Source organism: Microbispora sp. H13382, assembly GCF_014161445.1.
GTDB lineage: Bacteria > Actinomycetota > Actinomycetes > Streptosporangiales > Streptosporangiaceae > Microbispora.
Window position 1 is genome coordinate 457,630 of sequence record NZ_JABBXA010000002.1, and the last position, 24,051, is coordinate 481,680.

Sequence of the window (24,051 nt, forward strand, 5' to 3'; positions counted from 1 at the left end):
ATCGGCTTTCTCTCCTTCTCGCGCCGTCGCGGGTGCGGGTGGTGGTGGCTGTTACCCGATCACCGAATTCTCGCCTGAACGTTTCAGCCGGTCCCGGAGTCCCGTTCTTGTCTCCAGCGATCCCTGTGCAAGTGAGGGCCGTTCTGGGCGGAAAGCCGCCGCGGCGCGGCGTTGACCGGCGATCGACCGGATCGTAGCTTGATGCGCGGTGTTCCTGTGGGTGAATTCAGTTCAGGTGCACGAAAACCCTTGTGGGGTCAGGAGTAATTCCTCGGTCAGGGACCCTGCGCGACCTTGCAAGGAGCTCGGTTGTGAAAAGCAGAACCAGAACGGGTGCCGGGGTGATCAGCGCCCTCGCCGGGGTCGTCGCCCTGACCGCTGTGGCCACCGCCGGGTCGGCGCAGGCCGCCACCGGGTGCGCCGTGACCTACACGACCAACGACTGGCCGGGTGGGTTCACCGCCACCATCACGATCGAGAACCTGGGCAGTGCGATCAACGGCTGGACCCTCGGGTTCACCTTCCCCGACAGCGGTCAGAAGGTGGGCACCGGCTGGTCGGCCACCTACAGCCAGAGCGGGCAGAACGTCACGGCCACGAACGTGGACTACAACGCCGCCATCGCGACCGGCGCGTCGTTGTCTCTCGGGTTCAACGGCAGCTGGACGGGGTCCAACCCCAAGCCCACCTCGTTCACCTTGAACGGCGTCACCTGCACGGGCTCCACCACCACCTCATCGCCGACCCCGTCGCCCACGCCGACACGCTCGCCCTCGCCGTCACCCAGCCCCACACGCTCACCCTCGCCCTCACCCTCACCCTCGACGACGCCGTCGAGTGGTGCGGTGTACGTGTCGCCGACCGGCAGGGACGGTGCGGCGGGGACGCAGTCCGACCCGACGACCCTCACTTCGGCGATCACACGCGTCGCCCCCGGCGGGACGATCTACCTGCGCGGCGGGCGGTACGCGTTCGCGCAGACGATCACCATCGCACCGGGTAACAACGGCACGTCGAACGCCCGCAAGACCCTGTCCGCCTACCCCGGTGAGACTCCGGTGCTGAACTTCTCGGCCCAGAGCGAGTCCTCGTCGAACCGCGGACTCGTCGTGAACGGCTCGTACTGGCATGTGTACGGCATCGTCGTCGAGCGGGCCGGCGACAACGGAATCTACGTCGGCGGCAGCAACAACGTCATCGAACGCACGGTGACCCGGTTCAATCGCGACACCGGGCTGCAGCTCGGGCGGATCGCCTCCGACACCCCCCGCGACCAGTGGCCGTCCAACAACCTCATCCTCAGCGCGGAGTCGCACGACAACGCCGACTCCGACGGCGAGGACGCCGACGGCTTCGCCGCGAAGCTCACCACCGGCACCGGAAACGTCTTCCGCTACAACGTGTCCCACAACAACATCGACGACGGCTGGGACCTCTACACCAAGACGGACACCGGAGCCATCGGACCGGTGACCATCGAGGACTCCCTGTCCTACAACAACGGCACCCTCACCGACGGCAGCCAGGCCGGCGCCGGCGACCGCAACGGCTACAAGCTCGGCGGCGACCAGATCTCCGTCAACCACATCGTCCGGCGCAACATCGCCTACCGCAACGGCCACCACGGGTTCACCTACAACAGCAACCCGGGCACGATGTCGATCTCGAACAACGTCGGCATCGACAACGCCGAGCGCAACTTCTCCTTCGACGCCGGCACCTCGGTGTTCCGCAACAACACCTCGTGCCGCAGCGGCAGCGGGTCCAACGACAAGACCGTCGGCAACGTCGACAGCTCCAACCAGTTCTGGTCCGGCTCGAACGGGTCCCGGTGCTCCTCCTACACCGGCGCCATGGGCTGGTCCTTCGCCTCGGACGGCCACCTCGTGGTGACCTTCGGCGGCAGGCCGGTCACGCCGTAACCGGTCGTCTCGTCAACCGGCATGGGCTCCCCGGCGGACTGCGGCTCAGCCCTGCCGGCCTCTCACAGGGTCACCGGCGGGGGGACCCGCCCACCGCGCCGTACGCGATGGGCGGGGCCCGCGGGGCGGCTTGCGCGGCGCCGGTCTCAGCGGCCGTTCACGGAGAAATGCTGGTAGTCCTTGGCGCCCGACCACGAACCGCCCCAGCCCCAGCCGATCTGCTCGAAGGCCCGCACCACGCGGTCTCCGCTGTTGATCACGCCCGGCTTCTTGAGCGGCCGGTCCACGAACGCGTCCGCGTTGCGGTGGGCGTTCGAGCCGTTCGCGTAGACGTACGGGTTCTCCCGGGGGTTGAGGTCCACGGCGAGGCCGTACGCGTGATTGGACCAGCTGCCGGATCCGGTGGCGTTGCGGCAGTTGAAGGCCGAGGTGTTGTCGGCCTCGATGGAGTCGTAGTCGCTGCCCTTGTAGACGTCGACGGGCTCCATCCGGCGGATGGGATAGCGGAGGTCGTAGAGCTTCTCGAAGACGGAGGCCACGTCTTCGGCCACCTTCTTGTTGACCACCAGCGTGCCGGCGTGCGCCTTGTCGTCGAAGCCCCAGTAGGTCATCGTGATCTTGCGTAGCCCGCTCAGCGGAACCGGGCAGCCCGGACGCCACGAGTGCCTGACCTCGTCGCGGGACACCGTCTCGATCTTCGCCGAGAAGGGAGGCGGCCCGCTCGGGCTCGGCGTGGGCCCGGTCTCGGGCGTGGGCGAGACCGGTACGGCCGAGGGCGTGACGGACGCGGACGAAGCCGGCGCGGCCGAGGAGGCGGTGGGCATGGGCGAGTCCGATGCCGGGGCCGCCGGGGCGGTCACGGACACCCGGGTCCGGGCGGTGGCGGACGCGCCCGCGTCGCCGACCCCGCCGCAGCCGGTCATCCCGACGAGAGCCGCCATCACTACCACTGACCTGCGGTTCCACAAGGAGGTCATAGGCGCAGGTTACCCGTGGGCGAGACATGCGCCGGCGGTCGCGCGACACTCCTGTGGACAACGGGATTCCTGTGGACAAAACTTCGGCGGTTGAACGACTAGCCGTATAGAACCGGAATCGACATACGGAAGGGGCGCAAGCCGTACGAATTGACGATCGGAATCGTCGTGTGCCGCCGCTAGGGTGGCGTCGTGCTTGAGGAGCTGCGTTTCGGCGGGGTGATCGTGCCGACCCACGCGTTTTTCGTGGGCCTCGGCGTGATCCTCGCGAGCGTGGTGTTCGTCCTGGAAGCACGGCGCCGGGGAGCCTTGCGGGAGGAGTCCCTCGTCGCCGTCACCGGCGCGCTGGTCGGCGGGGCGATAGGCATGCGACTGTCCGGGTGGGCCGAGCATCTCGACCCTGCCCTCAACCCCGGCCTCGTCGAGGCGTGGATGTTTGGCGCCCGGAGCATCCTCGGCGGCCTGACCGGCGCGTACGTCGGGGTGCTGGTCGCGAAACGGCTGATCGGCTATCGGGAGCGGACCGGCGACCTGTTCGCGCCCGCGGTCGCGCTCGGCATGGCCGTCGGCCGCATCGGCTGCTTCCTGACGGAGGCCCCCGGCCGCCCCACGAGCCTTCCCTGGGGTGTCCACGCACCCGCCACCGTGGCGGAATGCCCCGGTTGCGTGACCGGGCAGGCCATGCACCCGTCGTACCTGTACGAGACGGTCTTCCAGCTCGCCGCATTCGGCGCGCTGCTGTGGGCCCGGAGCCGGGTCGACAGGCCGGGAGAGCTGTTCACCCTGTATCTGGGCGCGTACGCCGCCTTCCGGTTCCTCGTCGAGTTCACCAGGGCGAACGAGACGGTCTGGCTCGACCTGACCCGCCCGCAGTGGTTCCTCGTCCCGGGCCTCGCGCTCCTCGCCGTCCGCCTCGGGATCGGATATCGCAAGGGCTTCTACGATCGGCTGCTCCCCCGCCGGGGCGAGCGGCGACCGCTGTCACTGGGCGCCCGGCTGTCGCCCGCGGCCGAGGAGGAGAGATGAGCACACCCCCCGAGCCGCCCGAGCGGCCGGACGAACCGCAGCACGGCGATCCTTCCGGGCGGCCGCCCGTCCCGCCGCCTCCCGGCACGCCGCACGGTCCCGGTGGCCCGACACCGCCTCAGGGCCCCGGCGGTCCGACACCGCCTCACGGTCAGGGTGCGCCACCGCCGTCGTACGGCCCGGGTGGTCCACCGCCTCAGGGCCCGGCCGGTCCGCCGCCGTCGTACGGCCCGGGTGGCCCATCGCCTCATGGTCCGGGCGGTCCGCCGCCTCATGGCCCGGGCATCCCGCCGCCGCCGTGGGGTGCGCCGCCGCCTTACGGTTTGCCGTACCGACCGCCTGCGGGCCAGAGCTCGACCGGCGTGGTCGTCGCGATGACGATCGTGGGGATCGTGGCCTACGTGGTCATCAATTTCGTGCTCTTCCTCGCGACCCTCGCGGTGGCGGACGGAGTCGCGAGCGACAACAAGAACATCGCGCTCATCGGCGGATCCGTGATCCTGGCCGCGATCGCGTTCGGCGGCGGAACGCTGCTGTTACTCCTTCGCAGGCCCTGGTCGCGCGGGCTCGGGATGGGCCTGATGATCGGCTGGGCGCTCATGACGATTTTCACCGCCGGCTTCTGCACCGGGGTCAACCCCTCGCTGTACACGGACGGTGCCCTGTGAGCACGGGAATGCCCCTGCGGGGCGACCGCATCCTCCGCTACGTCAACGCGTTCTGCCCCCGCTGCCACGACGAGCGGCCGGACCGCCCGCTGGCGGAGGTGCCCCGCCTGTCCGGCTGGCTCGCGGCCCGCGACGGGCGGGTCTACCTGGAGCGCGGCTGCCGGACCCACGGCATGGTCAGGACCCTCTACGACGAGGACCCGGAGATCCTCGCCTACCTGGAGGAGTGGACCGCCCCCACCAAGGCGCATCTGCCCGACGTCGCCGGGAACTTCGACCCGGTCCCGGAGGCGTACCTGCGGGGGCTGCCGGAGATGCAGACCCAGCACACCTGCATCCTCCTGGAGGACGTGGCGGAGGCGTGCAACCTCCGCTGCCCGACCTGCTTCACCGAATCCTCGCCCGACCTGCGGGGGATCGTGCCGGTCCGGGAGGTGCTCGCCAACGTGGACCAGCGGCTGGCCCGCGAGAACGGCCGTCTCGACGTGCTCATGCTCAGCGGCGGCGAGCCGACCCTCCACCCCGACCTGCCCGAGCTGCTCGCCGAGCTGACGGCCCGGCCGGTCACCCGCATCCTGATCAACACCAACGGGCTCCTGGTGGCCCGGGACGACGCCCTGCTCGACCTGCTCACCGAGCACCGCGAGCGCGTCGAGATCTACCTGCAGTACGACGGCGTGTCGGCCGAGGCGTCCCGCCGCCACCGGGGCGGTGACCTGCGGCGGCAGAAGGCGGAGGCGCTGCGGCGGCTGTCGGAGCGGGAGATCTTCACCACGCTCGTCATGACGGCCGCCCTCGGCGTGAACGACGGCGAGATCGGCGACGTGGTGCGCCTCGCCCTCGAGACGCCGTACGTCGGCGGCGTGTCGATTCAGCCGCAGTTCGGGTCGGGGCGATCCGGGGTGATCGACCCGATGGACCGGCTCACCCACACCGGTGTGCTCAAGCGCCTCGGCCCGCAGACCGGCGGCCTGGTCACCTGGCGCGATCTGACCGCCCTGCCCTGCTCGCATCCGCACTGCTGCTCGGTCGGCTACATGGTCAAGGATGACGCCGACCAGTGGCGCTCGCTGACGGCGTTGGTCGGGCACGACCGCCTCAAGGAGAACCTCGGGCTGGTCTCCAACCGCATCGCCGACTCGGAGATCCCCCGCCAGCTCCGCATGGCCGTGCAGGAGTCGCTGCTCGGCCTGCTGTCGGAGCAGTCGTCGCTGTCGCACCCCGAGATCGGCAAGGTCTGGCGCGACATCTGCGAGAACTGCGACCTCGGGCTGACCACCCTGCTGACGCTCGCGTCCTCGGCCCTGCCCGGCCGCAGGAAGCGGCTGCGCCGGCTGCTGGGCGAACGGGTCGTACGCATCACGATCAAGCCCTTCATGGACATGTCCACGATGCTGGAGGAGCGGTTGGTCCAGTGCTGCGTCCACGTCGGCACCCGCTCCGACCAGGACCAGTGCGCGCCGTTCTGCGCGGTTCAAGCCTGGCCGGCGCTCGCGCGCCAGCGCCTGTCCGCCGTCGCCGCGACCGACCCCGGCGTACGGCTCCCGCTGCTGGAGATCACATGAGCCTCCCGCGCGGGAAGCCCGGCGATGGGGAGACAGGCCCGACGGGGGTCGCGTACGAGCAGGCCCTCGCGGCGCGGGCGTCCGAGGGCGGGCAGGCCAAGCCGTACGATCCGCTGAAGCTGTGCGTCTACGCGACGGTGGCGCTGCTCGCCTGGCTGTTCGGCGCCTGGGCCGTGCTCGGCTTCGCGGCACTGGGGTTCGCCGGATACTGGCGAGCCCGCCGCGCCGGGCTCACCAGGAGCAAGTGCTATCTCAGGGACACCCGGCTCGTCCTCGCCTATCTGGGCTTGATCGCCCTGCTCGCCGCGGCGGCCCTCGTGCTCCCGCACCTGCCTCGTTGACGGCTGGGCGCGCAGCGCCAGGCGAAACTGTCGGTGGGTGTCGCCATGATCGGCGTACCTACTCACCGAGGAGCATCATGGCTGTCGCCCAGGAAGCGGACTGGTCCGGCATCGGCTGGGACGCCTGGAAGAGCCTGCGGCTGATTCGCGCCCGGCTCGACGCCGGCGCCGACCCCAACTCGGGGGTGTTCTTCCACGGACGGCCCTTGCACGCGGCCGCCGAACAGGGCTCTCCCGATGTGGTGGCGGAGCTGGCAGCCCGCGTCGACGACGTGGACGCCGAGCACGAGGGCCGTACGGCTCTGTGGACGGCCGTCTTCGCCAACCGTCCGGACAACGCCCGGATCCTGGCCGAGGCCGGTGCCGACCCGTGGCGGCCGATGATGAACGGCTGGTCGCCCGGACGGCTGACCCTGGCCACGCGGACCCCCGACCTGTTCGCCCTTCCCACAGGCCAGCCGGGGCTTTCCGAAGCCGAGCTGAACGCGGTGGCCGAAGCCCGGCGTCTCGTCGACGCGTTGGGCGACTTCTACTACGACGGGCTGAGTCTCGCCTGCGTGCCCGGCGTCACCGCGGCCGAGGCGGTACGCCGCCTGGGGGCCGTCCCCGTCGACGGCGCCGAAGTCGAAGCGCTCTTCGAAGACGACATCTTCGAGGACTTCGACGGGAGCCTCGAAATCGTCGGCGTCACGGATGTGCCCGGCGGTTGTGTCGTCACCCAGCCCTGGGGATACATGTCGTCCACCCCCGGCGTCACGAAGCGCCTGTCGGCGGGGACCGTCTGCTACGCCATGTACGCCAATCCCAAGAGCGGTAACCAGGGCAGTGTCGCCCGGGACGGCGAGATCGTGGAGTGGGACACCCACCCCGGTGGCGGCCACCCCTCGTCAGACGACTCCGCCGAGGAGATCCTCAACAGCTACCTCTTCCGCGGACGAGCGATCGCGTACTGCTGCGCGGGCGCGGGCCTGCGGCTGGCCGACGCCGATGCCGTCGAACGGCCCGGCATGTGGGTGAGGCTCCCCGAACGCGACTACTGGAACTGACCGCCAGGACGAGGCCTACGAGCGCACGGGCTTCGGTCGCCGAGCAGGTCGGCGGACAAGCGGTGGGGGCGGCGTCGCGCCGCCGATGACGGCGCGCAGGGCGGCTGCCGGGGCCGTTCCCGGGACCAGGGACGGCGGGGTGGGGTGTCGCTGAACGACGGTGTTTGACGGAGCTTTCGTGGAAAGCTCGCGCAGGTGTTCGATGACGCGCTACAGTCATGCCCATCGGATCGAACACGGGTTCGGTCGAGTCCTGCCAGGTAAGGGGTGTGTGATGACTGTGCCCACGGTGTCCGCCACCCCGGTTCCGGCCGGCGCCGCTCCCGTGACCGGCGATCCGGTCGTGCCCTCCCCGGCTCCGCTCGCTGTCGTCCCGGTCGTCCCGGCCCAGGCTCCGCCCGCCGCCATGCGGTGCGTGCCGCGGCCGCGCCGGGCGACACGCCGTAGCACTCTCTACGGAAATCTACGACGGCCGCTATATCCCGTCATAAAGTCCGAGAGCGTGGACCCCGTGCGCAATCCCTACGCCCCCGGCGCCGGTCAGCGCCCCCCGGAACTCGCCGGACGCGACCGCGAACTGCAGCAGTTCGAGATCGTGCTGGAGCGGGTGGCCCGGGGCCGCCCCGAGCGGAGCATGGTCCTCACCGGCCTGCGCGGCGTGGGCAAGACCGTCCTGCTCAACACGTTCAAGTCCATGGCCATGCAGCGGCTGTGGGGCACCGGCAAGATCGAGGCCAGGCCCGACCAGTCGATCCGCCGCCCGGTGGCGGCCGCGCTGCACATGGCCATAAGGGAACTCGCCCCCCGGCACCGTGCCCCGGAGCGCATCGAGGAGTTCCTCGGCGTGCTCAAGGCGTTCGCGATGCGCGATCCCGCCGCCGCGAAGGGCACCTCGCACTGGTCGCCCGGCATCGACGTGCCCGCCGCGCGCGGCCGGGCCGACTCGGGTGACCTGGAGATCGACCTGACCGAGCTGTTCGTCGACGCCGCGGGTGTCGCGACGGACCTCGGCGTCGGCATCGCGCTGTTCATCGACGAGATGCAGGACGTGCAGGCGCCGGACGTCTCGGCCCTGTGCGCGGCCTGCCACGAGCTGTCGCAGAACGGCGGCCCGCTGATCGTCGTCGGCGCCGGCCTGCCCCACCTGCCGAGCGTGCTGTCGGCGAGCAAGAGCTACTCCGAGCGGCTGTTCCGGTACGCGCGCATCGACCGGCTCGACCGGGACGCCGCCGACCTGGCGCTCATCGCCCCGGCCGCCCGTGAGGACGTCGAGTTCACGCCCGACGCGCTCGACGCGTTGTACGAGGCGGCCGATGGCTACCCCTACTTCGTCCAGGCGTACGGGAAGGTCGCCTGGGACCTTGCTCCGCGCAGCCCGATCACGGCCGAGGACATCAAGGTGTCCGCCCCGGAGGCCGAGGAGGAGCTGGCGGTGGGCTTCTTCGGCAGCCGATACGAACGGGCCACGCCCGCCGAGCGGGACTACATGCACGCCATGGCCCAGCTCGGCGACGACCCGGTGCCGACCGCCGAGGTGGCCGAGACACTGGGTCGCAAGCCGTCGAGCCTGTCCCCGGCCCGCGACAGCCTGATCAAGAAGGGCCTGATCTACAGCGCGGAGCGCGGCGTGATCGGGTTCACTGTTCCGCATTTCGGGAGGTTCCTTCGTGCGCAGCCGCTCTGAGCGGCGCGCCCATCGACCTCTCTACGGCTTTCTAGAGGGGAAGCTAGAGAGCCGTAGAGAGCTGAAGTGAAAGACCTCGATGCGGGAATCTACGCGTGTATAGCGTCAGGCCGATACAGGCGTAGATTCCCGCAGAGAGGCATCGCCGCGGTCATCGGCCGAGGTCACGTGGCCGTCGGCTCCCACCAAGACGGCGCGTACGGCGGGACGCCGGCCGCTGAGCTGCACGGCGAAAACGACCTCCGCGTCGCCCTGGGTGGGGAAGACGAAGAAGCGCCAGCACAGTTCACGCCACATGTCGGACGGCTCGTCCGTCAGCAGCGACCCGGCGTGGGCCCGCCACGCCTCGCTGGCCCGCAGGCGCGACAGGGCACGTCCGGGCGGCATCGGCCGCTGCTCGCACGGTGCGCGGTGACGCAGGCGCGAGACGATCTCGTTGATCTCGGGTGAGAGGGCGAGCAGCAGGGCGGCCCCTCCGGCCGCCCAGGCGGCCGTCTCGCCGGTGAGGGCGGGCAGCCCCGTGGCGTTCTGGACCGCGACGAGGGCCGCCATGGCGGTCAACGCCGCCACCCGGCCCATCGACCGCAGCCCGACCGGGGCGGCGCTCACGTCACCGAAGCAGCCGCACCCCACGTCCGGCCGCCGCCTGCGCAGGTCCCACAGGACGTACGTCGCCACGGCGAAGAACGCGACCGGCAGCCACCGGGCGGCCGGGTGATCCACGACCAGCAGGCCGGTCGCCAGCGCGAGCTCGACCAGGGAACAGGCGTACAGGGCGGGCCTGGCGAAGCGCTCGGGCATGAGCACCGCTGGGCCGAGCCGGGCCAGCGCGCCGGGCGACTCCTCGCGCCCGGCCGTGGCCAGTTTGGTGACGCCGCCCAGCGCCAGTGTCACCACGAGGATCGGCAGCGCGGCAGCCGCGATGGTCGAAAGCACCGGTCACCCCAATCCGACGCGGGCATTGAAGCAGCCCTTGGTCAAGTCTCCCCCAAGCGCGACATAGGAGGACGCGGCGAGTTCCACGACCCGGCCGCGCGGGGACGTGCCGCATTCCAGGCACCGGTCGCAGAACCGCCCCGTGAGGCACCCGCACGCGACGATGGGCAGCACGTCCGTCCGGCCGTCGCACACGTTGCGTACGCGCAGCAGCGAGCCCATCGCGAGGTACGGCAGGCCGGCGCAGGAGACGCCGGCGTCGTCGCAGCCGCTGTCCTCGCGTTCGAGCATGGGGTAGGCGACACCCTTCGCGACGCCCTCCTCCGCGAAGTCCGGAAGATCCGCCCACACCGCCGTGCCCGAGATGCCCGCCTGGCCTCCTCCGTACGCCGGCGGAGACGGGGGCGCGGCCGTCGCCCGGTACGGCGGTTGCGAGGTCGCCGGGAGGTGCGCGAACGTCGCGCCCTGGTCGAACAGCCCGATGGCGTCGAACAGGTAACCCGGCTCCAGTTTGGGGTGCCGCACCCGGATGCGCCCGGAGGAGCGGTAGGGAACGACGATGGAGCGTTCCCGGCGATGCGGACCGCAGTCGAGCTCGACGGTGAGATCCCGTCGGCCGTGGACCTCCCGGATGACGCCGGTGATCCGCGTGATGTCGGCCCAGATGCGCTCGGCCACCGTGCCGCCGCGCAGCGCCCGGATGACGACCCTCGCCCCGGCGGGCAGATCGGCGGGCGCAACCGCGCCCCCGCGCCAGGCGGTCGCCCACGGCGCGATGACCAGGCGCCGCTGCTCGCCGCCGGCGGTCTCCAGGATGATCAGGTGCGGGCTCACGTCGAGCAGGTCGCCGCTGACCACGTCGAACGGCGTCGTCTCCTCCGGTGACCGCGGCGCGGGCCCGGGGTCGCGGCCGAGCGCCGCCGCCGCCAGCGTCCGCCGTCGCTCTCCGGCCCGGTACGGCATCGCCCCTTCCACGTCCTCCAGCCTCACATGCCGGACGGGGATGGAGAGGTGGTTTTCCGGGCGATGGTGGCGTCCGGGATCAATATTCCTCCTCCCGGTGCAAGGCGTTGCCATCCGTTTCGGGCAAACCACTGCCTGACGGGACGTGTGGCACGCGCGCGCGGGCCGCCACCGGGTTGCCTGGTCTTTGCCCACGCGGGTGCGAAACCTGGATTTCGGTTCAGCCGGATCCGGGAGCGCGGCTGCGATTCTGGCACGAGATGCCTCTCTGGCCGGGTTGGTGATCCCTGATCGTGAACCATGAGGAGTTCCGCACGTACGTCCAGTGTCGTGGGGCGGCCCTGCTCCGTGTGGCGAACCAGTTGACCGGGAACCCCAGCGACGCCGAGGACCTCCTGCAGACGGCCCTCGCCCGTACGTATCTCGCGTGGGACCGCATCCGTGACCGGTCGTCGCTCGACGGCTACGTGCGGCGGGCGATGGTGAACATCAACATCTCCTGGTGGCGGCGGCGCAAGCTGGAGGAATACCCCTCCGACGAACTCCCCGACGTACCGGTGCAGCAGGACGCGCGGCACCGGTACGACGAGCTGGAGCAGGCGCTCGACCGCCTCCCCGCGCGGCAGCGTACGGCGATCGTGCTGCGCTATTACGAGGACATGACCGAGCCCGAGATCGCCAGGACCCTCGGGATCAGCGTGGGCACGGTCAAGAGCTCGGTCTCGCGGGGCATGGCCAAGCTGCGCGGCGACCTGGTCGTGCCCGACGCGAGCAAGAGCGTGAACTGACGCGCCGCGTCACCTCTCGCAGACCAGGCCGTCGCTGTCGCGGTCGATGTACCAGTCGTATTCGGGATCGATGCCGCGTCGGTACGGGCCGAATCCGTGGTCGTTCGCCTCCTCGCAGGTGCTGTACCTGGGGTCGGTCGCGCCGTCGGCGCTCGGCGAGGGGCTCGGAGTGGGACTCGGCGCCGAGTTGGACGCGGGGCTCGGGGAGGGCCGCACCGTGGCGACCGATCCGGCGGTGCTACCCGGCGGAATGGGCTCGAGGGAGTACGTCGTGCCGGGCGGGGCCGGGGACGCGTCCACAGGCTCGATCGGCGCCGGAGTCGCCGCGCCGGCTCCCGGCGGGGCCTGGAGGCTGCCGCGCTTGTCGTAGGTGTCGGCGGCCCAGCAGCCCGACCACAGCCCGAGCTTGTCGACCTGCGCGCGCACCTGCTCCCAGTACTGCCACTCGGTGTAGCTGTGCTCGGGGAAGGAGTTCACGGTCTGGGCCAGGCCGTTCCTGACCATGTCACCGTTGACGTAGACGCCCTTGGCCGACCACACGTAGATCAGGATGCGCTCCTGCTCGGGCACCTGCTCGGCGGCCCGGACGTACGCCGGCTTGCCGGGCGGCAGCAGGGCCTTCAGCCGGGCGGTGGCCTCCGGGGACCAGCAGACGCCCTTGTCGGGGGCCTCCGCCTCCAGCAGACCGATCCGTACGGTCCTGCCGCTCGAGGTGACGACATCCGCGGTGTCACCGTCCACGATCTTCTTCACCGTCACCTGGACGGCGTCCTTCGGCACGGTCTTCGGCCGTGTCGTCGTGGCCGTCGTGCTCTTCGTCGTCGCGGGCTTCGCCGCCCCGGGGGTGACCGTCTTCGTGACGGTGACCACCGGCTGCGGGACGCTCGAACTCGTCGCGGCGGGCGTCTGCGACTGAGTCTGCGCGGGGCTCGGACTCGGGCTCGGACTCGGGCTCGGGCTCGGAGAGACCGGGGCCGCGGCGGCAGCGGAGGTGGAAGCGGCGACGGGAACCGCGAGGGCCGCGGCGGCGAGGACGGCGAGTGCGTGTGAGGGGAAACGCACGGGCGCTCCATGGGCTCGGGTACGGGGGACTGCGTCGGCTGTCGTGGAGCCGTTTCCTGAATTACGGAGTCCACCAGAAATCGATCGTTTACGCCAGTCCGTCCGGTCAGTTCCCTCGAATCCCGATTACGGCGAGGCTCAGCCCGTCTTGGCCCGCGCGGCCCTGCTCGCCTCCCGTACGCCGGCGGTCGCGCAGGGCCGTACGACGTCGCGGATCAGCCGCAGCGCCTCCAGGAAGTCGGCGAGCTGGTTTTCGGTCAGCAGTCCGGTGAACCAGGTCTCGATGTCCTCGACGTGCTGGGGGAGCACCGTGCGCAGCCGCTCCGCCCCGGCGGTGCTGAGCACGGCGTACGAGGCGCGGCGGTCGCTGACGCAGGCATGCCGTTCGACGAGCCCGTCACGTTCCAGGCGGTCGACCACGCGGGTGATTCCGCTGGTGGACAGCGACGTCTGAGCCGCGAGGTCACTCATCCGCAGCCGTCGCTCCGGCGAACGGGCCAGCCGGATCAAGGTCTCGAAGTCGACTTCGGAAAGTCCTGAGGCGGCCAGTGTCGGGCTGGTCTTGCTCGACAGCCCGCTGAAGACCTCCGTGAACAGGCCCATCGCCGTGAGCCGGGGGTCGTCGAATGGGTCCATGGTCCAAGTCTACGGCACGATAGTTGACGCGAGGAATATTTTTCCGGTAGACATTTGCTTAGTGAGACATCCGCACAGCAACGATCAGGGGAGCAGCCATGAGCATCCGTGAGTGGGAGGGCCTGAAGGTCCCGACGGCCGGCGAGTTCGCGCTGGACAAGGCCCACACGCGCGTCGGCTTCGTCGTCAAGCACATGATGGTCAGCAAGGTCCGCGGCCACTTCGCCGACTACGAGGGCAAGATCGTCATCGCCGAGAACCCGCTGGAGTCGAGCGTCGACGTCGTCATCAAGGCGGGCACGATCGAGACCGGTGCGGCCGACCGCGACGGCCACCTGCGGAGCGACGACTTCCTCGCCGCCGACAAGTTCCCCGAGGTCACCTTCCGCAGCAAGCGGGTCAGCGGCCTGTCGGGCAACGAGTTCACGCTCGTCGGCGACCTCACGATCCGTGACGTGACCAAGGAGGTCGAGCTTAAGGTCGAGTTCAACGGCGCCGCCAACAACCCGTGGGGTCAGGAGATCTTCGGGTTCGGCGCGGAGACCGAGATCGACCGCGAGGAGTACGGCCTGACCTGGAACCAGGCCCTGGAGACCGGTGGCGTCCTCGTCGGCAAGAAGGTCAAGATCGAGATCGAGGGCGAGGCCATCCGTCAGGCGTAGCCTGTGTCGGGCTGAGGCGCGATATCCACATCCTGTGCACAGCCCTTGTCCACACCCTGTGGACAAGGGCTGTGCATCGGTCCAATCGCCCCGCCACGTGAGTCCACAGAACTGATCCAACGCGGCACCGGCAATCCGCTTTGCCGCCTTGGGCGATCGCCGGTACGCTGTGCTGAGCAACGCGCTACCAGGAGGCTTCGCCTAGTCAGGTCTATGGCGCCGCACTGCTAATGCGGTTTGGGTCTTAAGCCCATCCGGGGTTCAAATCCCCGAGCCTCCGCAGTTCAAAGCCCCTCTCGCTGGCTTCAGCGAGAGGGGCTTTTTGATCTCCAAACCCGTGAGGGTTGCAGTTTGAGTTGCAGTTGCTTGCAGCCTTCGCCCCAAAGGGCCGCCCCCATGCGCTCGCCGGCGTCCTTCACCTGGGGACTGGCGATGCGGGCGTAACGCTCGGTCGTGGTCGCCGGTCCCAGCCGCCGGCATTTCCGGCCGCTCGTGACAAGCGCGGCCGAAGCGGCCTTCACCCTGACGGCGTGGTCGCCTGAGAGTAGTACGAACGCCTGGTCTGTCACCTCCAGCAAGACGGAGGCGAGCACATCACAATGAGCTTCGCTCAGGTCGCCCGCGTCATGGGCGAGGAGCTACCTGTCAGCCCCTACGCGCACTCAGCCTGGTGGGCCGGCGACCCCAAGCACACAGGCCGTATTACATCGCGAGGACCGATCTTCAATCCACGCCCGGCAAGTAGGCTGACCGCGGTTGCCCGCGACGGTGAAGGAGCCACCGATGACCACCGATCCAACGCTGGCCCGGATCGGCCAGGGGGTGGAGTTGCATCACCATCAGGGCCAGCGTGAAGCCGCTCGTGACTTGTTCGCGCAGATCTGGGACGACATCGGCGGCGAGCAAGGCGATCCGCTGCATGTTTGCGTTCTTGCCCACTCGATGGCCGATGTGCAGGACGACGTGCACCAGGAGCTGATATGGGATCTGCGAGCGCTTGCCGCCGCTGATCGGGTCACCGACGAGGCGGTGGCGCAAGCTGGGGTGACGCTTCCGGTGGCGGGCCTGTATCCGTCGTTGCACCTGAACTTGAGCGAGTGCTACCGCAAGCTGGGCGATCTCGATCGCGCCCGTGGGCACCTCCAGCAGGCTCGAGCCGGGATCGGCGCGCTTGGCGACGACGATTATGGGCGGCTCATCAAGGGTGGTCTGGAGCGGCTGGCCGAGCAGTTGGGTGAGGCCGTCTGACTGCGAAGCCGGTGAGAGTCTCCGCACCTGCTTTTGCTCTTCGTCGTGGGCGCGCGCCTCAGCGGGTGGCCCTCATGCGTCAGACGCTCAGCCGCCCCTGTCGCGGGGCCGTCGTGGGTTGCCACGACGTGGGTGGCCCGTGACCACGAGGCCAAGGGTCACCCGACGAGTCCGGACTCGCTGTTCGTCAGGCGGAGGTTTCGGCGGTAGCGATGAGGACCGCGCGGCCGAGGGTATGGCCGGCCATGGTGAAGCCGAGGAGGGCCGGGGTGGCATCGGCCGGGACGCCGATGGTCTCGACATCGAGGGCGTGCACCACGACGAAGTAGCGGTGAGGGCCGTGTCCGGCCGGCGGCGCGGCGCCGATGAAGCGGGCCACGCGGACGTCGTTGGGCAGTTGGAAAGCGCCCTCTGGCAGGCCCGAGCCGATGTCGTCGCCGGCCCCCTCGGGTAGTTCTGTGACGGTGGCGGGGATGTCGGCGACCGCCCAGTGCCAGAACCCGGACCCGGTGGGGGCGTCGGGATCGTAGACGGTCACGGCGTAGCTCTTGGTGCCTTCCGGGGCGCCGCTCCAGGACAGCTGCGGGGAGATGTCCTTCCCACCGGGGACCCCGGAGGAGAACTGCTCGGGCGGCCAGGCGGCACGGTCGGTGACGGTGGTGCTGGTGACGGTGAAGGAAGCCGCCTCGGGGAGGCGGGCGAAGGGGTCGTTGGCGGTCATCGCGTCGTTCCTTTCAGGTCGTGCTGCGGGGTGGCGGAGAGCCCGGGGTTCGCGGAGAGGTACACCGGCGTCTTGCATCGTAATCGACGATAACATAGATAATCGATTATTTGCTGAATCGTCTATGCTGACCGCATGACCCGTACGGCCCACCCCTCGAACTTCCCGGCCAAGCAGATGCTTTCCGAGCGGGTCTACGCGCATCTGCGGGACGCCATCATGCGCGGGGACCACGCCCCCGGTGACGCCCTCAAGCCGCAGGACATCGCCAAGGAGCAGGGCGTGAGCCTGGCCGTCGTGCGCGAGGCGCTCGTACGGGTGGTCGGCGAGGGCCTCGCCGACCGGCTGCCCAACCGCGGCTTCGCCGTCCCGTCCTTCTCCGACCGCCGCTGGCAGGAGATCGCGGAGGCCCGCCGGAGCATCGAACCGGTCGTGCTGCGCATGTCGATCGAGCGTGGCGACGTCGACTGGGAGGCGCGCGTACGAGCCGCCCACCACCGGCTGGCCCGTACGCCGGCGTTCGTGCCCGAGGAAGGCGAGTACTACAGCAGTGCATGGTCCGAGGCCCACCGGGTCTTCCACCGCACCTTGCTGGAGGGCTGCGGCAACCTCGTCCTGCTGGATACCTTCGACCGGTTGTGGACCGCGAGCGAGCTGGCTCGCCGCTTTTCGGCGCACCGCGACCCCGACCGGGATCACGTTGGCGAGCACCGCCGGCTGGAGGAGGCGGCGCTGGCCCGCGACGCCGACACCGCGGCCGAGGTGCTGGTCCGGCACCTCACCCAGACCGCGGCCGCCCTGACGGGCTGTGCTCCCCAGACCACGGAAGCCTGATACGCGCCTCGCCCCAAGGCGTCGCGCACCGGCCGCCCGCGCGGGCCACGGCCGGCGCCCGTGACCGAGCACCGTCGAGGGGCCGAAAAGACCGTGAGCTAACTCTTCCAGGTGGCGTTCTGCAGCACGGTGGCGAGTCCGGGAGTGGCCCACTGGTCGACGACCAGGAGCCTCTCCTTCGGCAGGTACCACTCGCGCTGCTTGAACGTCGACTTCTCCGTCGCGTCGTCGTTCGTGACGCAGCGCCCCGGCCATACGCGGTAGTGCGCCTTGTGGCCCTCCCCGATGTTCCGGTGACCGACGGCGATCGCCTTGCCGAGGACATGGCCGAGCTTGGGGTCGGTCGGGCAGGGAGCCACGTCGACGGCGGGATAGAACGGTCCATCGACAGGGTTGTAGCGCCGGAAGCCCTCGCCCCCGGTCTTGAGCGTCTTCGCTCCCATCACCCAGAAGCCGCGGCACCTGGGCTCGAAATAGTGACCCTTGGGCTTGGCGCAGGCGCCGGTCACCACGTGCACCTGGTCGGCGCTCCGGTAGACCCGCCAGGCGCGGGGGATCTCCAGGGTCAGCCCGCCGGACAGCCGCAGAGACGTGGTGGAGGAGGCGGAGGCACGGTCGGCGCCGGTCACGGCGACGGTCCCGATGACGGCACCGGCAGCGGCGGCCACCGAGATCATTTTTCTCATCACGGCGCAAATAGTAGTGATGATCTATATATGGGTCATTAGGGTACGTCGTTCGTCGGCCACGTAGATCTTGATCCACGAGAGGGGCAGACGTGGGCTCTTCGTACGTTGTCACCGGGGGTGGCCGTGGCGTCGGACGCGCGCTCGTCGAACGACTCCTTCACGACGCCGACAGTGTCGTCGTGATCGAATTCGACCCGTCGGCGCTCGAATGGACCCGCACCCACCCGGCAGGTTCCCGGATCATCGCGGTGGCCGGCGACGCCGCCGACGAGGCCGTCGCGGAGCGGGCCGCCGACCTGGCGCAGGCAGCGGGCCCGCTCGCCGGCTGGGTCAACAACGCCGCCGTGTTCCGCGAGGCCTCACTGGACTCCCCGTCGGCGCGCGAGGTCCTGGATCTCATAGGGGCGAACTTCAATCCGGCGGTCGTCGGATGCATGACCGCGATCCGCCGCTTCCTGAGCGCCGGCACGGGCGGGGCGATCGTCAACGTCTCCTCCCACCAGGCGCGGCGGCCGGTGCGCGGCTCCCTGCCGTACGCGACGGCCAAGGCCGCCGTCGAAGGACTCACCCGGGCACTCGCCGTCGACTACGGCCCGCGCGGCGTCCGGGTCAACGCCGTCGCCCTCGGCTCGATCAGCACCGAACGCTACGAGGCGTTCCTGCGCGGCCAGGAACCCGCGGAGGCCGCACGGATCGAGCGTGAGATGGGCCTGTTGCATCCGGCCGGCAGGGTGGGACGCCCGGAGGAGGTGGCCGCCGCCGTCGCCTACCTGCTGTCCGACGAGGCGAGCTTCGTCAACGGCGCGACCGTGCCGGTCGACGGAGGCCGCTCGATCCTCGGACGCGACCCCGAAGAGGCCTGACGGGCGGTCAGCGGCCGAGGCCGGCGTCCCGGGCGCGGATGATCGCCTCCGCCCGGTCGGCGGCCTGGAGCTTGGTGAGCACCGCGTGCACGTGGTTGCGTACGGTCTTCTGGGACAGGAAGAGCCGCGCGGCGATCTGGCTGTTCGACAGGCCGGCGGCCACCAGGTCGAGCACCTCGTGTTCCCGGGCGGTCAGGGCCGGGAACGGCGTGCCGCCACCGGCCTGCGGCCTCGGGGCGAGGAAGCCGGCGATGCGCGAGGCTAGGACCGCGCCGAACACGACGCCGCCGCCCGCCACCGTGGTGATCGCGCGGACGACCTCGTCCGGCTCGGCGCCCTTCAGCAGATAACCGCGGGCACCGGCACGGAGCGCGTCGAAGATGGTGCCGTCCTCCTCGGACATCGTGAGCACCACGATGCCGATCTCCGGGTGCTTCTCGAGAATGCGACGGGTGGCCTCGATGCCGTCCATGTCCGGCATCTGCACATCCATGACCACCACGTCGGGTTCCCGCTCGGCGGCCTGCCGCAAAGCCTCGACGCCGGTCGAGGCCGTCCCCGTGACCTCGACCTCGTCGATGCTGCTCAGCAGTGCCGCGAAGCCTTCGCGGAACACCGGGTGGTCGTCCACCACGAGGACCCTCACCGGCCGCTTACCGGTCATCTGCCACCTCTCCTGCAGTAGCGAGCGCGGGCGTCCGCCCGGGCGACGTCACGGGCAGGCGCGCCCGCACCCGCGTACCGGCCGGCTCCGCGGCGGTCACGGTGCACGACCCGCCGAGTTCGGCGGCCCGTTCGCGCAACGACACCAGTCCCACCCCGGCGACCGTCTCCGGGGCGAGGCCGACTCCGTCGTCGACGACCACCACGTCGAGGTGCCCGCCGTCGACGTCGCGGATCAGCGACACCACGCATTCGCCGGCCTTCGCGTGCCGCACCACATTGGTGATCGCCTCCGACGCGATCCGGTACGCCGCCACCTCCACGGCGGCCGGCAGACCGGTGAGGTCGCCCCGCTCCTCCACCCGGACGGTCAGGCCCGGGGCGCGCAGCCGCTCCGCCTGCTGGCGGATCGCGCCGACCAGGCCGACGTCGTCGAGCGCGGGCGGGCGCAGGCCGTGCACCAGCCGCCGTACCTCGGCGAGCATCCCGGTGAGCTCCTGACGGGCCGTGCCGAGGATCCGGTCCGCGTCCTCGCCCGAACGGCGGGCGGTGATCCGGGCGGTGTCGATCCGGGACGCGACCGCCGCCAGGGCGGGACCGAGGCCGTCGTGGAGTTCGCGGCGCAGGCGGCGCCGCTCGTCCTCGACGGCGGAGACGATGCCCTCACGGCTGCGCTGCAGCTCCTCCGCGAGGCGTACGGCGCGGGCCGCCGCGGCGGCCTGGCGGATCAGGTCGGCCAGCAGCCGTTCGTCGCCGGCGGTGAGCCGGCGGCGGGCGGCCCGGCGCGGCAGCAGCAGCCGCCCGATGCGCTCGCCCCGATAGGTGATGGGGAGCGCCTGCGTCTCGGCGGGACGCTCGCCGTCCTCGACGAGCAGCACTTCGCCGCTGACCTGGGTGATCTCCACGCCCACGTAGGGCGTACGGAAGGCCTGGGCCACCGTACGGGCCAGCGTGACGAGTTGCGCCTCCGAGTCGTCGGTCCGCTCCAGCCGCTCGGCGAGCCCGGACATCACGTGGTAGGGGTCGTCCCGATCCCCGATGATCCAGCGGCGCACCAGGCGCCACAGCCGGTGCCGGAGCTGGGCGTACAGGATGGCGACCGCGAAGACGGCGATGACCAGCCGCTCCCCCTCGTTGAGGCGCGGCCCGAGCAGCCGGCCCGCACCGCCGAGGACCAGCAGGTCGAGGACGAACGTCAGGGCGAGCAGGAGGCCGTAGACCAGCGTCCCGCCGAGCAGCCGGTCCACGTCGACGAGGTCGGGGCGCACGATCCCGATCGCGACCGACCCTGCCGTGAGGAGCACGGCGACGGTCAGGCCGGCGGCGCCGAACCAGTTGGGCAGCAGCCGGAACGTCAGCATGACCAGGAGGTCGACCACGGCCGCCCACAGCAGCCAGCGCATCCGGGCGCGGCCGGCGCCGGTCAGCGTGCGGTAGCGCCGTACCACCACGACGAAGGGGGCGATCAGGCTCAGCGGGAGGCCCAGCTGAGCCACCAGCAGCACACCGGTCCAGACGGCGTCCGGCAGCGGGAGGTAGAGCGCCTCGAGGTTCAGCTCGCGTAGCGGCGCGGGCAGCGGGGAGGACTCCGAGGTGGCCTGGGCGATGGCGGACGGCGCCGCGAGCAGGGCCAGCGGGAGCAGGCTCGTGAGCCCCAGGCTGAGCAGCGAGGCGCCCCGCCACCACCCGGAGGGCAGCTTCCCGTCCGGGAACAGCAGCAGCACCAGGGGGAGCAGCAGCACCAGGCCCGCTCCGAGCCGCTGGTAGACGACGAAGGCCGCGGACGCCCCCGGGAGCGCGGGATGGTGCGTGGTGGCGTACGCGAGCCACGACGACGCCACCCCGTCCAGTGCCCACCAGGCGCCGAAGGCCGACATCAGGCGGCCGAGGGTGTGGCGCGGATACCGGCGGAGCACCACCATGCCGGCCGCGGCGAGTGCGACACCCGCTATCGAGTCGACTCCGCCCGGCTGCAGCTCGAGCACGGCGCGATGGGCCTGCGGCACCCGCAGGTCGATCAGCGCCGCCACCGGTGTGGCGGTCACGGCGATCGCGAGGAGCACAGGCCCGAGGCCCAGGCGCGAAAACCGACGAACCGTCCCAATCTGCACCAGGAAAGTGTGCCTCAGCAGGTGTCCGATGTCCCTAGGACGCGCGTCCCATGTGTCGTGGGACGCGAGAGATGTCGGGAATCGGGACGCGATGCCCTGACGACCTGGGCCGGTGCTTCGTGAGGATCGTCCTCGTTGCCGCGGCGACCGCCGCCATCGAGACACCCTCCGTAGAAGGAACGACCATGACCGTTCACGCCCAGCCCAGCACCCACGCCGCCGGCGCGTCCTCGTCCGCGCCGCTCGCCGAGACGACCGTACGACGGCTGGCGCTGGGCCTTTCCACCGGCGCACTGGCCTGGTCCGCCGTCAGCTTCCTCTATGGCTTCAACCCCGCCACCGAGACGGGAATCAAGATCACAGATCTGGGCAGCCTGGCGTTCCAGTTCGGCGCCATGTCCCTCCTCGCGATCATGGTCCGTACGAGGGCGACCGGGGTGAGCCGCGTGGCCCGCGCCATGCTGCAGGTCGAGCGGGTGCTGCTGGCTCTGGCGATGGTGTGGAGCGTCTTCCACGCCTTCCTGCCCGCCGAACGGGACAGCGTCTGGCTGGGGATCCTCGACGCGTTCTGGCCGCTGTCGATGCTGGGCATGTTCGTGATCGGCGTCAAGGTCGCCGTCGCCGGGCGGTGGCGCGGGGCGGCCCGCTTCTGGCCGCTCGTCGCCGAGAGCTGGGTGGTCGTCACCCTCCCGACCATGGCGATCCTCGGCACGTCCGTGTCGGACGTCGTCGGCGCGGCCCACCTGCTCGTGGGCTACACCACGCTCGGCCTCATCATCGCGTTCCGTCCCGAGCTCGTACGCGGCGCGAACTGAACGCCGCACCGGCTCAGCGAGCCGGGGCCGTGACACCGGTGACGCGGACGAGATCGAGCTTGGTCTCGTCCTCGCTGCCGGGAACGGCCGTGTAGACGACGATCTTCAGGTCGGTGTCGGAGTCGCAGAGCACGTCGCAGTCGACGGTGACGTCCCCCACCGCCGGATGCCGGATCGTCTTGCGATCCTCCGCGTGCCCGCCGACGGCGCCGGAGTGCCACAGCTCGGCGAAGCGGGGGTTCCCGCCCAGCGTCCGGCGGATCAGCTCGCTCAGGCGCGCGTCCTCCGGGTAGCGGCCGGACGCGCGCCGCAGGTCGGCGACGATCGCCCGGTCGGTCGCGTCCGCGTTCTCGGACACGACGGGCCAGGCCGCCAGGCGCGTGCGATCGGATGCCGCCGGGAAGCGCGAACGCACCAGGTTCCGCTCCTCCGGCGGGACCACGGAGGGGTCGCCGAGGAGCGCCGCCCAGCCGCGGTTCCACCACAGCAGCCGCCAGTCGGCGGCGAACACGGCGACCGGCGCGTCCCCGAGCCGGGCGAGCACCCGCTGCATCCCGGGCGGGATGTGGTCGCTGATCACGCCGTCCCGGGGTGGTTGCAGCCCGGCGAGCCGGTAGAGGTGGTCGCGCTCGGCGCGGCTGAGCTGGAGCGCCCGTGCCAGCGCTGCGGCGACCTGCGCCGACGGCGTGGTGGCCCGGCCCTGCTCCAGCCGTACGACGTAGTCCACCGAGACGCCCGCGAGGTCGGCGAGCTCCTCGCGGCGCAGCCCGGCCGCACGGCGTACGCGGCCCGCGGGCAGGCCGACCGCCGCGGGGGAGAGCCGGTCGCGCCACGCGCGGATCGTCGAGCCCAGGCTCGTCTCGTCTGTGGTCACATGCCAATTCTGCGTGGGCCACGGAACGCCAGGGTGGTACTGCCTGTCCTACCGGAGCGCTCTCCCTGGTTGTCCGCGCCCGGCCCGGCGAAGCTTTGAGCCATGACGATCACCTTCATCACCGGGGCCAACAAGGGCCTCGGGTTCGAGACCGCCCGCCGCCTCATCGACCTCGGCCACACCGTCATCCTGGGCGCCCGGGATCCCGAGCGCGGACAGGTGGCGGCCGGCAAGCTCGGCGCACGTTTCGTGCGGATCGACGTCGCCGACGACGCGTCCGCCGCCGCCGCCGCGGCCGACGTCGCCGCGCACGAGGGCCGCGTCGACGTACTGATCAACAACGCCGGGATCCTCGGCCCGCACGTGCCCGCCGAGGAGCTGACCGCGGACCACGCCCTCGAGGTCTACCAGACGAACGTCGTGGGCATCGTCCGCGTGACGAGCGCCTTCCTGCCCCTGCTGCGGCGGTCGGAGCACCCGGCGATCGTCAACGTCAGCAGCGGCACGGGGTCGTTCGCGCTGACCCACGACCCCGGCCGGGTGGAGTCCAAGGTCGTGGGGCCGCTCTACACGTCCTCGAAGTCCGCGGTGACCATGCTCACGACGCAGTACGCGAAGGCGCTGCCCGGCATCCGGATCAACGCCGCAGACCCCGGCTACACCGCGACCGACCTGAACGGGCACAGCGGCACCCAGACCGTGGCGGAGGGCACCGACGCGATCGTGACGCTCGCGACCGAGGGGCCGGACGGCGGAACGGGCCGGTTCGTCGACCGGTTCGGGCCCGTGCCCTGGTGACGGCAGGGCCGCGACGGTGGAGCGGCCGCGCGGTGTCCGGCCGGCCGGTCCGCCAGAGCAGTGACCACGGCATGTACGGCCCGCACCCGCATGGCCGCTGCAGGGCATTCCGGACCTGACGACACATTGCCATTTGCAGGAGTTGACACTCCTTGCAGC

At 70.7% G+C, this 24,051-nt stretch carries 25 protein-coding genes and 1 tRNA gene; 16 read left to right on the forward strand and 10 right to left on the reverse strand.

Going from position 1 to position 24,051, the window contains the following annotated elements:
* Positions 1-311: 311 nt before the first annotated feature.
* Positions 312-1,922: a cellulose-binding domain-containing protein gene (locus HHX41_RS06055; protein WP_182905113.1), complete on the forward strand. Its 1,611-nt coding sequence runs from the start codon at positions 312-314 to the stop codon at positions 1,920-1,922.
* Between the two features lie 146 nt (positions 1,923-2,068).
* Here the strand turns inward: HHX41_RS06055 and HHX41_RS06060 are convergent, their stop codons facing one another.
* Positions 2,069-2,899 (reverse strand): M15 family metallopeptidase, encoded by an 831-nt coding sequence (locus HHX41_RS06060; protein WP_259400649.1) that lies wholly within the window; start codon positions 2,897-2,899, stop codon positions 2,069-2,071.
* A 192-nt stretch (positions 2,900-3,091) separates the two neighbouring features.
* On the opposite strand from HHX41_RS06060, the gene HHX41_RS06065 reads away from it, so the two are divergent.
* From HHX41_RS06065 to HHX41_RS06090, 6 genes are all read left to right on the forward strand, one after another.
* Positions 3,092-3,925 (forward strand): prolipoprotein diacylglyceryl transferase family protein, encoded by an 834-nt coding sequence (locus HHX41_RS06065; RefSeq protein ID WP_310741797.1) that lies wholly within the window; start codon positions 3,092-3,094, stop codon positions 3,923-3,925.
* A gap of 374 nt (positions 3,926-4,299) precedes the next feature.
* Complete coding sequence (locus HHX41_RS06070; RefSeq protein WP_169984044.1) at positions 4,300-4,593, forward strand: hypothetical protein; 294 nt, start codon at positions 4,300-4,302, stop codon at positions 4,591-4,593.
* Positions 4,590-6,158 (forward strand): radical SAM protein, encoded by a 1,569-nt coding sequence (locus HHX41_RS06075; RefSeq protein WP_310741798.1) that lies wholly within the window; start codon positions 4,590-4,592, stop codon positions 6,156-6,158. Before HHX41_RS06070 ends, HHX41_RS06075 begins: the two co-directional genes overlap by 4 nt.
* Positions 6,155-6,499, forward strand: a complete 345-nt coding sequence (locus HHX41_RS06080) for a hypothetical protein (RefSeq protein ID WP_259400650.1) — start codon at positions 6,155-6,157, stop codon at positions 6,497-6,499. The genes HHX41_RS06075 and HHX41_RS06080 overlap by 4 nt, the downstream gene beginning before the upstream one ends.
* 77 nt (positions 6,500-6,576) lie before the next feature.
* Entirely contained in the window at positions 6,577-7,545 is a 969-nt protein-coding gene (locus HHX41_RS06085; RefSeq protein WP_182905114.1) for an ankyrin repeat domain-containing protein, read from the forward strand.
* A gap of 502 nt (positions 7,546-8,047) precedes the next feature.
* Positions 8,048-9,229, forward strand: a complete 1,182-nt coding sequence (locus HHX41_RS06090) for an ATP-binding protein (RefSeq protein WP_142567879.1) — start codon at positions 8,048-8,050, stop codon at positions 9,227-9,229.
* A 105-nt stretch (positions 9,230-9,334) separates the two neighbouring features.
* Here the strand turns inward: HHX41_RS06090 and HHX41_RS06095 are convergent, their stop codons facing one another.
* Together HHX41_RS06095 and HHX41_RS06100 are read right to left on the reverse strand one after the other, a co-directional pair.
* Complete coding sequence (locus HHX41_RS06095; protein ID WP_182905115.1) at positions 9,335-10,165, reverse strand: MauE/DoxX family redox-associated membrane protein; 831 nt, start codon at positions 10,163-10,165, stop codon at positions 9,335-9,337.
* 3 nt (positions 10,166-10,168) lie between these two features.
* Positions 10,169-11,155 carry a hypothetical protein gene (locus HHX41_RS06100; protein WP_310741799.1) on the reverse strand — a complete coding sequence of 329 codons (987 nt, stop codon included), beginning with the start codon at positions 11,153-11,155 and terminating at the stop codon, positions 10,169-10,171.
* Between the two features lie 260 nt (positions 11,156-11,415).
* On the opposite strand from HHX41_RS06100, the gene HHX41_RS06105 reads away from it, so the two are divergent.
* Positions 11,416-11,916 (forward strand): SigE family RNA polymerase sigma factor, encoded by a 501-nt coding sequence (locus HHX41_RS06105; protein WP_169984110.1) that lies wholly within the window; start codon positions 11,416-11,418, stop codon positions 11,914-11,916.
* Positions 11,917-11,925: 9 nt separating this feature from the next.
* Here HHX41_RS06105 and HHX41_RS06110 read toward each other — a convergent pair whose 3' ends face one another.
* Positions 11,926-12,657 (reverse strand): thermonuclease family protein, encoded by a 732-nt coding sequence (locus tag HHX41_RS06110; protein ID WP_182905116.1) that lies wholly within the window; start codon positions 12,655-12,657, stop codon positions 11,926-11,928.
* On the opposite strand from HHX41_RS06110, the gene HHX41_RS06115 reads away from it, so the two are divergent.
* Positions 12,644-12,832 carry a hypothetical protein gene (locus tag HHX41_RS06115; RefSeq protein WP_182905117.1) on the forward strand — a complete coding sequence of 63 codons (189 nt, stop codon included), beginning with the start codon at positions 12,644-12,646 and terminating at the stop codon, positions 12,830-12,832. The genes HHX41_RS06110 and HHX41_RS06115 overlap by 14 nt on opposite strands.
* A 284-nt stretch (positions 12,833-13,116) precedes the next feature.
* Here HHX41_RS06115 and HHX41_RS06120 read toward each other — a convergent pair whose 3' ends face one another.
* Positions 13,117-13,614, reverse strand: coding sequence for a MarR family winged helix-turn-helix transcriptional regulator (locus HHX41_RS06120; RefSeq protein WP_182905118.1), 498 nt, complete (start codon positions 13,612-13,614; stop codon positions 13,117-13,119).
* A gap of 98 nt (positions 13,615-13,712) precedes the next feature.
* Between HHX41_RS06120 and HHX41_RS06125 the strand changes: the two genes are divergently transcribed.
* The 3 genes from HHX41_RS06125 (at position 13,713) to HHX41_RS06135 (ending at position 15,524) form a co-directional block, all read left to right on the forward strand.
* Entirely contained in the window at positions 13,713-14,276 is a 564-nt protein-coding gene (locus HHX41_RS06125) for a YceI family protein (protein ID WP_169984049.1), read from the forward strand.
* A gap of 190 nt (positions 14,277-14,466) precedes the next feature.
* Positions 14,467-14,556 (forward strand) — tRNA-Ser (locus HHX41_RS06130).
* A gap of 503 nt (positions 14,557-15,059) precedes the next feature.
* Entirely contained in the window at positions 15,060-15,524 is a 465-nt protein-coding gene (locus HHX41_RS06135) for a hypothetical protein (RefSeq protein WP_182905119.1), read from the forward strand.
* Between the two features lie 187 nt (positions 15,525-15,711).
* Here the strand turns inward: HHX41_RS06135 and HHX41_RS06140 are convergent, their stop codons facing one another.
* A complete protein-coding gene (locus tag HHX41_RS06140; protein ID WP_182905120.1) occupies positions 15,712-16,245 on the reverse strand; it encodes a YbhB/YbcL family Raf kinase inhibitor-like protein in 534 nt (177 codons plus the stop codon).
* 135 nt (positions 16,246-16,380) lie between these two features.
* Here HHX41_RS06140 and HHX41_RS06145 point away from each other — a divergent pair, with 135 nt between their 5' ends.
* On the forward strand, positions 16,381-17,079 hold the full coding sequence (locus HHX41_RS06145; protein ID WP_182905121.1) for a GntR family transcriptional regulator: 699 nt from the start codon (positions 16,381-16,383) through the stop codon (positions 17,077-17,079).
* A 98-nt stretch (positions 17,080-17,177) separates the two neighbouring features.
* On the opposite strand, the gene HHX41_RS06150 is transcribed toward HHX41_RS06145, so the two are convergent.
* A complete protein-coding gene (locus HHX41_RS06150) occupies positions 17,178-17,765 on the reverse strand; it encodes a hypothetical protein (RefSeq protein ID WP_182905122.1) in 588 nt (195 codons plus the stop codon).
* A gap of 92 nt (positions 17,766-17,857) precedes the next feature.
* Between HHX41_RS06150 and HHX41_RS06155 the strand changes: the two genes are divergently transcribed.
* Positions 17,858-18,631, forward strand: coding sequence for an SDR family NAD(P)-dependent oxidoreductase (locus HHX41_RS06155; protein ID WP_182905123.1), 774 nt, complete (start codon positions 17,858-17,860; stop codon positions 18,629-18,631).
* Between the two features lie 7 nt (positions 18,632-18,638).
* On the opposite strand, the gene HHX41_RS06160 is transcribed toward HHX41_RS06155, so the two are convergent.
* Together HHX41_RS06160 and HHX41_RS41600 are read right to left on the reverse strand one after the other, a co-directional pair.
* A complete protein-coding gene (locus HHX41_RS06160) occupies positions 18,639-19,295 on the reverse strand; it encodes a response regulator transcription factor (protein WP_182905124.1) in 657 nt (218 codons plus the stop codon).
* Positions 19,285-21,357 carry a histidine kinase gene (locus tag HHX41_RS41600; RefSeq protein WP_182905125.1) on the reverse strand — a complete coding sequence of 691 codons (2,073 nt, stop codon included), beginning with the start codon at positions 21,355-21,357 and terminating at the stop codon, positions 19,285-19,287. The genes HHX41_RS06160 and HHX41_RS41600 overlap by 11 nt, the downstream gene beginning before the upstream one ends.
* A 233-nt stretch (positions 21,358-21,590) precedes the next feature.
* Here HHX41_RS41600 and HHX41_RS06170 point away from each other — a divergent pair, with 233 nt between their 5' ends.
* Positions 21,591-22,220: a hypothetical protein gene (locus tag HHX41_RS06170; RefSeq protein ID WP_182905126.1), complete on the forward strand. Its 630-nt coding sequence runs from the start codon at positions 21,591-21,593 to the stop codon at positions 22,218-22,220.
* A 13-nt stretch (positions 22,221-22,233) separates the two neighbouring features.
* Here the strand turns inward: HHX41_RS06170 and HHX41_RS06175 are convergent, their stop codons facing one another.
* Positions 22,234-23,094, reverse strand: a complete 861-nt coding sequence (locus HHX41_RS06175) for a helix-turn-helix domain-containing protein (protein ID WP_182905127.1) — start codon at positions 23,092-23,094, stop codon at positions 22,234-22,236.
* Positions 23,095-23,196: 102 nt separating this feature from the next.
* Between HHX41_RS06175 and HHX41_RS06180 the strand changes: the two genes are divergently transcribed.
* On the forward strand, positions 23,197-23,892 hold the full coding sequence (locus HHX41_RS06180) for an SDR family NAD(P)-dependent oxidoreductase (protein WP_182905128.1): 696 nt from the start codon (positions 23,197-23,199) through the stop codon (positions 23,890-23,892).
* Positions 23,893-24,051: the final 159 nt, after the last annotated feature.